At 53.3% G+C, this 375-nt stretch carries 1 protein-coding gene and 1 rRNA gene; one reads left to right on the top strand and one right to left on the bottom strand.

The genetic code is table 11. The annotated features are described in order from the left end of the window. A 16S ribosomal RNA gene (locus ACSVDM_RS30830) occupies positions 1-64 on the top strand; the annotation flags it as partial. Positions 65-175: 111 nt separating this feature from the next. On the opposite strand, the gene ACSVDM_RS30825 is transcribed toward ACSVDM_RS30830, so the two are convergent. Then, on the bottom strand, positions 176-375 hold a 200-nt coding region (locus ACSVDM_RS30825), incomplete at its 5' end, for a hypothetical protein (RefSeq protein ID WP_439269174.1).

The raw sequence follows: 375 nt of genomic DNA, 5'->3' as shown, positions 1-375 counted from the left end.
GGCGATTGGGACGAAGTCGTAACAAGGTAGCCGTACCGGAAGGTGCGGCTGGATCACCTCCTTTCTAAGGAGCATCTGCATCGCTCGGTTCGAGTAGTCGAACTTCGAGGGTGCCAGAGCCGTTCATGTTCTCGTATGTAGAACTGCGGTGCTCATGGGTGGAACGCTGACAACCTCATCGCACTAGGTGAAAGCAAAGTCTTTCTCCGTGGTGATATACCGACACACTATTGGGTCCTGAAAGAACACGCGAGTGTTTTTTCAAGGCAAGAACAAACGATCTGGAGAGATCTTCCTTGATACCGCCGGCGGTGACGCCGAGTTGGTCCGGGTACGAGGTCACTTCGGGTGTGTTGTTTGAGAACTGCACAGTGG

The organism is Nocardia sp. JW2, from assembly GCF_051843015.1.
GTDB classification, from domain to species: domain Bacteria; phylum Actinomycetota; class Actinomycetes; order Mycobacteriales; family Mycobacteriaceae; genus Nocardia; species Nocardia coubleae.
The sequence above is the reverse complement of the archived record's forward strand: the minus strand, read 5'-3'. Positions and strand labels throughout refer to the sequence as shown.